Origin of the sequence: Aeromicrobium sp. (assembly GCF_025965075.1) — a bacterium.
In the GTDB taxonomy this organism is placed as follows: Bacteria; Actinomycetota; Actinomycetes; order Propionibacteriales; family Nocardioidaceae; genus Aeromicrobium.
This window is the reverse complement of record NZ_JAOPXQ010000174.1, coordinates 1-8,427: the sequence shown is the minus strand read 5'-3', so window position 1 is coordinate 8,427 and position 8,427 is coordinate 1. Positions and strand designations below refer to the sequence as shown.

The 8,427-nt window shown below is 70.7% G+C and carries 10 protein-coding genes and 1 tRNA gene; all 11 read right to left on the bottom strand.

Translation table 11 applies throughout. The features are described from left to right. A partial coding sequence (locus JWQ91_RS10690) for a hypothetical protein (RefSeq protein ID WP_297783479.1) occupies positions 1 to 1,138 on the bottom strand: 1,138 nt, incomplete at its 3' end. 194 nt (positions 1,139 to 1,332) lie between these two features. Beyond that, on the bottom strand, positions 1,333 to 2,262 hold the full coding sequence (locus JWQ91_RS10685) for an HTTM domain-containing protein (protein ID WP_297783476.1): 930 nt from the start codon (positions 2,260 to 2,262) through the stop codon (positions 1,333 to 1,335). Next, a complete protein-coding gene (locus JWQ91_RS10680; RefSeq protein WP_297783473.1) occupies positions 2,259 to 3,005 on the bottom strand; it encodes a DUF5819 family protein in 747 nt (248 codons plus the stop codon). The genes JWQ91_RS10685 and JWQ91_RS10680 overlap by 4 nt, the downstream gene beginning before the upstream one ends. 94 nt (positions 3,006 to 3,099) lie before the next feature. Continuing rightward, positions 3,100 to 3,172: transfer RNA gene (locus JWQ91_RS10675), tRNA-Ala, on the bottom strand. A 66-nt stretch (positions 3,173 to 3,238) separates the two neighbouring features. Then, a complete protein-coding gene (locus JWQ91_RS10670) occupies positions 3,239 to 3,883 on the bottom strand; it encodes a histidine phosphatase family protein (RefSeq protein WP_297783470.1) in 645 nt (214 codons plus the stop codon). After that, a complete protein-coding gene (gene rsfS / locus JWQ91_RS10665) occupies positions 3,880 to 4,233 on the bottom strand; it encodes a ribosome silencing factor (protein ID WP_297783467.1) in 354 nt (117 codons plus the stop codon). The genes JWQ91_RS10670 and rsfS overlap by 4 nt, the downstream gene beginning before the upstream one ends. Next, the gene (nadD, locus tag JWQ91_RS10660) at positions 4,230 to 4,823 is read right to left on the bottom strand and encodes a nicotinate-nucleotide adenylyltransferase (protein ID WP_297783481.1); all 594 of its coding nucleotides are present in this window, start codon (positions 4,821 to 4,823) and stop codon (positions 4,230 to 4,232) included. Before nadD ends, rsfS begins: the two co-directional genes overlap by 4 nt. 35 nt (positions 4,824 to 4,858) lie before the next feature. Next, a complete protein-coding gene (locus JWQ91_RS10655) occupies positions 4,859 to 5,008 on the bottom strand; it encodes a hypothetical protein (protein ID WP_297783464.1) in 150 nt (49 codons plus the stop codon). 13 nt (positions 5,009 to 5,021) lie between these two features. After that, a complete protein-coding gene (locus JWQ91_RS10650) occupies positions 5,022 to 6,269 on the bottom strand; it encodes a glutamate-5-semialdehyde dehydrogenase (RefSeq protein WP_297783461.1) in 1,248 nt (415 codons plus the stop codon). A gap of 38 nt (positions 6,270 to 6,307) precedes the next feature. Continuing rightward, a complete protein-coding gene (gene proB / locus JWQ91_RS10645; protein WP_297783458.1) occupies positions 6,308 to 7,396 on the bottom strand; it encodes a glutamate 5-kinase in 1,089 nt (362 codons plus the stop codon). After that, positions 7,396 to 8,427 (bottom strand): GTPase ObgE (gene obgE / locus JWQ91_RS10640; protein ID WP_297783456.1); only part of this gene is annotated, 1,032 nt, incomplete at its 5' end. The genes obgE and proB, both read right to left, overlap by 1 nt.

The window sequence follows — 8,427 nt, the reverse complement described above, 5'->3', positions numbered from 1 at the left end:
CGTCGGCGTCGGCAGCAGCGTCGGCGTTGGCATCGGCGTCCGCAGCAGCGTCGGCATCCGCGTTGGCGTCGGCGTCCGCGTTGGCGTCGGTGTCAGCATCCGCGGCAGCGTCAGCATCGGCGTCGGCGGCCGCGTTGGTGTCGGCGTCGTCAGCAGCGACAACACCGTTCGGACCGCACGCGGAACGGGCCAGGGCGAGTTTCGCGGTGTCGCCGACGACGTTGAGGTCCAGTGCAGTGACCTCGACCGAGCCATCGGCGTTGGTGACCTGCTTGTTGACCGTGCCGTCCAGGACAGGGACGAGCGCGTCGCCAACCTGGTCCAGGACCGGTCCGAGCTGGTCGAGCACACCGTCGACCAGTGTCTGCTGCAGGGTGGGCACCAGGTCTGCGAGTCCGGCGAGGACGCCGCCCAGGCTGTCGTTCAACGCGTCCTCGACACCCGTCAGCAGGCCGGTGACGATCTGCTTGGGCGCGACGGAGCCGACCAGCTTTGCGTTCGGAGAGGTGTTCAGGGTCACCGGGACGGTGATGACGTTGCCCGGCGCGAGCTCGACCAGGAGGTCGATGCCGGCGATCGACGAGAGCATCGTGCCATCGCTGTTGCACTCGCTGCTGACAGCACCGATCCGCGCCGAGACCGGCACGGCGTCCTGGACCGCGGCGAGCAGCGGCGAGAGGGCCGCGTCCTGGATGTCTCCCAGCAGAGTGTCCAGGAGCGCCTCGAAGGCGGGGCGGAGCACAACGGGGTCGAGTCCGGCGACCACATCGTCAAGGATCGTCCCGGTGTCGATCGCGCTGATCTCGTCGCCGACGTTCGACACGTCGATCGTCGTGAGGGCGGCGATGTTCGTGCTCTCGACACTCGCGCTCGCCTTCGACGTGCCCTTCGTGCCGTCGAGGCCCGTCTCCGCGGTCTGGTTGATCGCACCGACGGCCGGTCCGGAGACATTCAGGCCCGTGCCGCACGTGCCCGAGCCCTGGGTCGCGGGACCGGTGGACTCGGCGCGGCACACACCGCTGCCGACGATGCCGGTCAGGCCCGATGCCGTCACGGCGCTGGACTCGGACTGCGCGACGATCGCCGGGGCGCCGTTGGCGGAGAACGAGAGGCCGGCAGTGACGATCAGTGTCGCCATTCCTACCGCTAGGGAGTTCTTGGCAAGCTTGTTCTTCACAGGGAGGGCTCCTGGTGTTGTTCGTGCATCGGAAGGTCTGAGAATCCAGCCGGGGAAGTTGCTGAAAAGCTACTGAAGTCCCGGCTTGAACCGGGACGATGTGCCTATGGAACAGGGCACACGGCCCTAGCGTAGCGGATTTTCGCGACTCGGAGTTACAGGGTGTCCGCCGTCACGCGACGGCGCGATCTGACCCACGCCTCCGCCCGAAGCCAGGACCGATCGCTCACCAGGATCATGTCGACGGCGATCATGACGAGCGAGAAGTACAGGATCCCCATGAAGATGCCGATGCCCAGGTGCATCCCGGTGATCAGGATCAGGGCGACGAACCGGCTGGGCCGGTAGAGCAGCAGCAGCGGGAAGAACAGCTGGACGACGATCGCGGTGTAGGTCGCACCCGAGATGATCGGGCCGAAGGCGTACACGGGCTGCAGCAGGTCGTGCCACGGCGAGTACGCGTCGGTCTGCAGCGGATAGTAGACCGCGGTGCCGTCCTTCCACACCGCGCTCTGGAGCTTCCAGAACGCGGAGCCGACGTAGACCATGACGACCTGGTGGATGATCAGGATCGTGGCGAGGTTGTGCAGCGTCGACGAGGCCCACTCCGGCACGAGCGGGCGGACCTCGCCGCGCCGCTCCCCCAGCCACGCGTCGACCGACCACCGGCGGCCCGAGTCGGTGAAGCACAGGTAGAGCAGCACCATGCGCAGCACCGCGTCACCGCCCGACCCGACGAACGGGCTTGACACGTAGAGCGACATCCACAGGAACAGGGTGATCAGCGCCGAGGCCCGCGTGCGGTAGCCGATCATCAGCAGCACGCCGAACACGATCGTGCCGAGATAGGCCGCGTCGAAGGCCACTCCCCCGAGCTGCTCGAACAGGCCGAAGTACGACGGCCACGACTTGGCGTCCCGGACCGGTTGAGTCCACAGGGCGCCGTCGCCCCATGTGTAGTGCCGGTCGAACCAGTTGACCAGCAGCTGGCTGGCCACGATGAAGCCGAGGATCATCCGGGTCACGGCGAGCCCATACGTCGAGTGCTTCTCGCGGGTCAGCCAGCCCACCGCCAGGGCGATCATCGGTGCCTGCGGTCGAACGCGGCGACGGTCCGGCGCTCCGCCGCGGTCCCGGGGGTGGGCCGGCGCCAGCCGCTGTCGCGGGTCGTCGCGACAGGTCGTGCGGCGGCACGCTCGGCGGAGGTCCCCGACCGCGCCTCGTACGGCACGACGGGCGCGCTGCGGAGGCGATAGCGGACCGCGGTGAAGGGCCGCTCGGGCCAGCGGGACAGCAGGACATCGGTCGCGAGCCTCGCGGTCGCCTGCTCGTAGAGCAGGAACGTGCCGACCCGCGTCGGGCTCGCGCCACCGGCCCGCAGATCGGCCCGCAGCTGCGCCCACCGGGGCGGGGTGCGCTGCGGCGTCCCGTCGGCGGTCTCCCGCTCGGCGGTGCCGAGCCCGCGGTATGCCTGCCCGAGCGGGCCGTACAGCTTGTTGGTCACGTAGCCGGCCCGGCCACCGACCAAACGGTGGTGGACCAGGTCGAGCTCGACCGCGGTCCAGTCGACCCACGCCGTCTTCTTCACGGAGCCGTCCGCGGCGAGATAGCTGCCCTGGAACAGCACCTCGCGGTCCTCGGCGACCGGCGACGGCGCGAACAGGCGCCAGTTCTGCGTGAAGTACGGCATGAGGTAGCTCGTGCGGGGCGCGGCGGCATCGCTGTAGCGATTGGGCGGCACGGCCGCCAGGGTGACCGCGACGAGCTGAAACCCGGCCACGACGACCGCCACGGCGATGAACAGCGATCGCAGCGAGACCCGGGACACGCGGACACCGTACCAACCGGCGCCGCGCCTCCCGACCCAACGCAGGACGCCCCTCCCGAACCGGGAGGGGCGTCCTGTTCTTGTTGCGATCTTGTGGAGCATAGGAGATTCGAACTCCTGACCTCTTCCATGCCATGGAAGCGCGCTACCAACTGCGCCAATGCCCCTCAGGTGAGCCCCTCAGCAGGGCCTTGCCAATCCTAGCCGCTGCCTGCCCGCATCCCCAAACCGGGTCACTCCTCGTCCGACATGACGGGCACCGGGAGGGTGCCGGCGTTCCATTCCGTGAGCCGCCAACGCGTGTCCGGACGCCACGGAGTCTCCTCCAGGACCGACCACGCGCAGTTGTTGAGCGCACCGAACGTGCCCCAGTGCGCGCGCGGGATCCCCAGGAACGAGCAGACGCCGGTCCGCAGGACGGCACCGTGCGCGACGACGACCAGGACGGCGTCGGCGGGCAGCGACGGGAGTGCGGCCTCGAGCCCCGCGGCGAACCGCTCCCCCGCCTCGACGTGGGTCTCGCTGCCGGGGATCTGCGTCTCGTCCCCGTCGACCCAGGCCTGCATGCCTTCGGGCATCTGGTCCCACGCCTCGCGCCACGTGAGGCCCTCCCGCGCGCCGAAGTTGAGCTCGCGGAACCTCTCGTCGAGCTCGACCTCGACACCGCTGATGGCACCGAGATAGCTCGCGGTGTCGCGAGCGCGCTGCAGGTCCGAGCTGAGGATCCGGTACGGCTTGAGGGTCGCGAGCCGCGCGGCGGCCTCCCGGGCCTGCTGGTGCCCGACCTCGTCGAGGGGCGTGTCGCTCTGCCCCTGGACCCGGCCGGCGACATTCCACTCCGTGCGCCCGTGGCGCCACAGCACGACCTGACGGCTCATGGCAGCGGCAGCGTCGGGCAGTCGCTCCAGAGTCGCTCGAGTGCGTAGAACACCCGCTCCTCCTGGTGCTGCACGTGGACGACGATGTCCTGGAAGTCGAGCAGGATCCAGCGACCCTCGCGCTCGCCCTCACGGCGTACGGCCTTGGCGCCGAGGCTGATCATCCTTTCCTCGATCGCGTCCTGGATCGCCCGCACCTGGCGGGCGCTGGACGCCGAGCACAGGAGGAAGACGTCCGTGATCGCGAGGAGCTCGGAGACGTCGAAGGCGACGAGGTCCTGCGCCAGCTTGTCCTCCGCGGCCGCAGCGGCGGCCCGGGTCAGCTCGATGGCGCGTTCGGTGGCGGTCATTCGACTCTTTCCAGTGTCTGGGTGACGTACAGCCCGTGCTTGCCGATGTACTGCACGACTCCGTCAGGCACGAGGTACCAGACGGGCTCACCGCGCTCGACGCGATCACGGCAGTCCGTCGACGAGATCGCCAAGGCGGGGATCTCCACGAGCGTGATGCGGTCCTTGGGGAGCCCGGTCAGGGTGTTCTCGTCCATCTCGTGACCGGGCCGGGTGCAGCCGACGAAGTGGGCGAGCCCGAACAGCTCCTCGTGGTCGCGCCACGTCAGGAGTGCGGCCATCGCGTCGGCGCCGGTGATGAAGTAGAGGTCGGCGTCGGGGTGCAGCGCCGAGAGGTCCCGCAGCGTGTCGATCGTGTAGGTCGGCCCGACGCGGTCGATGTCGACCCGGCTGACCTCGAACCGCGGGTTGGCGGCGGTCGCGATGACCGTCATCAGGTAGCGGTGCTCCGCCGGGGACACCTCACGGTCGGCCTTCTGCCACGGCTGCCCCGTCGGCACGAAGATGACCTCGTCGAGGTCGAACCACGACTGCACCTCGCTGGCCGCCACGAGGTGACCGTGGTGGATCGGGTCGAACGTGCCACCCATGACGCCGACGCGTCGACGCCCGGTGCTCATGCGGGTCAGGAGTGCTCGCGGCCCTTGCCGAAAGCCAGCAGAGCGAGCATCAGGATCGTGAGGATCGCCAGCGCGATGCCCCCGACGGCGTAGGGGTTGATACCGATGTCACGGAGGTGCTCGGCCTCTTCGGCCGCGGCGAGGTACGAGTACATGGGAGCCAATCTATCAGCGGGTGTGACCGTCACCGGTCACGACGTAGGTCGTCGTCGTCATCTCGGTCAGACCCATGGGTCCGCGGGCGTGCAGCTTCTGCGTCGAGATGCCGATCTCGGCGCCGAAGCCGAGCTCACCGCCGTCGGTGAACCGGGTCGACGCGTTGATCATGACGGCCGCCGAGTCGACCCCCGTCGTGAACCGGGTCGAAGCCGCCAACGACGACGTCACGATGGCCTCGGTGTGCCCCGAGGAGTACGTCCGGATGTGGGCGATCGCCTCGTCGATCGACTCGACCACCCGCGCCGAGATGTCCAGGGAGAGGTATTCCGCGGCATGGTCCTCCTCCGTCGCGGGCACGACATCGGCGTGGACGGCGCAGAAGGCGGGATCGCCGTGGACCGTGACACCGAGGTCCTGCAGGGCCGCCACGACGCGGGGCACGAACGAGTCGGCCACGGCCTTGTGGACCAGCAGCGACTCGGCGGCGTTGCACACGCTGGTGCGGTGGGTCTTGGCGTTGAGGACGATCGCGAGCGCCATGTCCAGGTCCGCGTCGGCGTCGACGTAGACGTGACAGTTGCCGACTCCGGTCTCGATGACCGGGACGGTCGAGTCCTCCACGACCGCGCGGATCAGTCCGGCGCCACCACGCGGGATGACGAGGTCGACGAGCCCGCGTGCCTGCATCAGGTGCGTCGCCGAGGACCGGTCGTCGGCGGGGACGAGCTGGATGACGTCGACCGGCACGGGGGTCGTGGCGAGCGCGTCACGCATGATCGCGATGATCGCGGCGTTGGACCGGGCCGCGGATGCCGACCCCCGGAGCAGGACCGCGCTGCCGGCCTTGAGGCAGATCGCGGCGGCGTCGGCGGTGACGTTGGGCCGGCCCTCGTAGATCATCCCGATGACGCCCATGGGCACCCGGACCTGCTGCATCCGCAGGCCGTTGGGCAGCGTCGAGCCGCGGACGACCTCGCCCACGGGGTCCGGGAGGGCGGCCACGTCCCGCACCCCGTCGGCGAACGCGGCGATCCGGTCGGCGTCGAGCCGGAGGCGGTCGACGACGTTCTCCCCCGTGCCGGCCGCCCGGGCCGCGTCGACGTCCTGGCCGTTGGCCTCGAGGATCGTCGGCGTGCCGGCGACGAGCGCGTCGGCCATGGCGTGCAGCGCGGCGTCCTTGTCGGCCCGGGTCGTGGTGGCCAGCGAACCCGCGGCGATGCGGGCACGACGAGCCGCGGCGTGGACCAGTTCCTTCATGGCGTCATCCTAGTGCGGGGCCGTGGGGCCGGGTCGCGTCAGATCAGCATGAGATCGTCGCGGTGGACGACCTCGCGTTCGTACTCCGCGCCGAGCTCGACGGCGAGGTCGCGGGTCGACCGGCCGAGCAGCGCCGGGAGCTCCTCGCTGTCGTAGTTGACGATGCCGCGGGCGATCACGACGTCGTCGGGGCCGATCAGGTCGATGGGGTCCCCCGCCGTGAACGTGCCGCTGACTCCCGTGATGCCGGCCGGGAGCAGGGACGCCTTGCGCAGCGTCAGCGCCCGGACCGCCCCCGCGTCGAGGCGGACCCCGCCCTTGGTGTCGCTGGCGTGGGCCAGCCACAGCAGGCGGGTCGGGCGGCGCCGACCGGTCGCGTGGAAGCGGGTGCCGACCGCGGCTCCGGTCAGCGCGTCACCGGCCCGGGCCGCGGAGGTCAGCGTCACCGGGATGCCGGCGCCGGTGGCGATGCGGGCGGCCTCGACCTTGGTGACCATGCCGCCGGTCCCGATCGAGGAGGCGCTGGGCCGGACGATGTCGAGCGTCGCGAGGTCCGCCTCGCCGCGCACGTCGGAGATCATCTGGGTGCCGTCCAGCGAGGGGTCCCCGTCGTAGAGCCCGTCCACGTCCGACAGCAGGACGAGGCTGTCGGCGTGCACCAGGTGGGACACCAGGGCGGCCAGCCGGTCGTTGTCACCGAACCGGATCTCGCTGGTGGCCACGGTGTCGTTCTCGTTGACGACCGGCACCACGCCGAGCTCCAGGAGCCGCGCGAAGGTCTGGTAGGCGTTGCGGTAGTGGCTGCGCCGGGTCACGTCGTCGGCGGTCAGCAGCACCTGGCCGACGATGAGCCCGTGGCTCGCGAACCGTTCGGCGTAGCGGGCGATCAGGGCGCCCTGTCCCACGCTCGCAGCGGCCTGCTGGGTCGCGAGGTCGCGGGGGCGACGCTTCAGCGCCAGCGGGGCCAAGCCCGCCGCGATCGCGCCGGAGCTGACCAGGACGATCTCGTCGCCCCTGGACCGCGCGGCGGCCAGGGCATCGACGAGGGCGTCGACCCGCTCACCGTCGAGACCGCCGGCGGCCGTGCTCAGCGAGGACGAGCCGACCTTGACGACGACACGCGCCATCAGGACGGGTCCTGGTCGCCGCGCTCACCGTCCAGCGCCGAGTCGTCCGGGGCCGCGTCGTCCAGCTCCGCCTCGTCCTCGGGGAAGGTCCAGTCCGGCACCCGGCCGTCCGTGCGTCCCTCGGCCCGCGCGTCGCGGGCCTCGGCCTCGGCCTCGCGCCGGGCGGCCAGCTCCTCGCGGCGCTGCACGTTGGTGCGCCGGTCGGACTGGTCGATGCGCAGGTCCTCGCCACGACGGCCCAGCACCTCGGCGCCGGCCATGACCTGCGGGTCGAAGTCGAACATCACGGCATCGGCCTCGTCGCCGATCACGACGTCGTCGCCGGCCGTCGCGCCGAGCTTGAGCAGCTCGTCCTCGACGCCCAGACGGTTGAGCCGATCGGCGAGGAAGCCGACGGCCTCGTCGTTGCTGAAGTCGGTCTGCCGCACCCAGCGCTTGGGCTTCTCGCCGCGCACGATCCACTGGCCGTTGACCTGCGTGATCGTGAACTCGCGACCCACGCCGCTCTCGGCACGGGGCCGCAGGACGATCCGGGTGACCTCGGCGACGGGTGTCGCTGCCCGGCGGCCGGCCACGATCGCAGCCATCGCGAACGACAGCTCGCGGAGTCCGGCGTGGCTGGCGGCCGAGACGTCGTAGACGTCCAGCCCGCGGGCCTCGAGCTCGTCGCGGACGAAGCCGGCGATCTCCTTGGCGTCGGGGACGTCGGTCTTGTTGAGGGCGACCAGGCGGGGGCGGTCCAGCAGGTCGCTGCCGGTCGCCTCGGCGTAGGCCGCCAGCTCGGCCTCGATGACGTCGAGGTCGGTCAGCGGGTCACGGCCCGGGTCGACCGTCGCGCAGTCGATGACGTGCACCAGTGCGGCGCACCGCTCGACGTGGCGCAGGAAGTCGTGGCCCAGTCCGCGGCCCTCGCTGGCCCCTTCGATCAGGCCGGGGACGTCGGCGACGGTGAACGTCGTCGAGCCCGCAGTGACGACGCCGAGGTTGGGGACCAGCGTCGTGAACGGGTAGTCGGCGATCTTGGGCCGGGC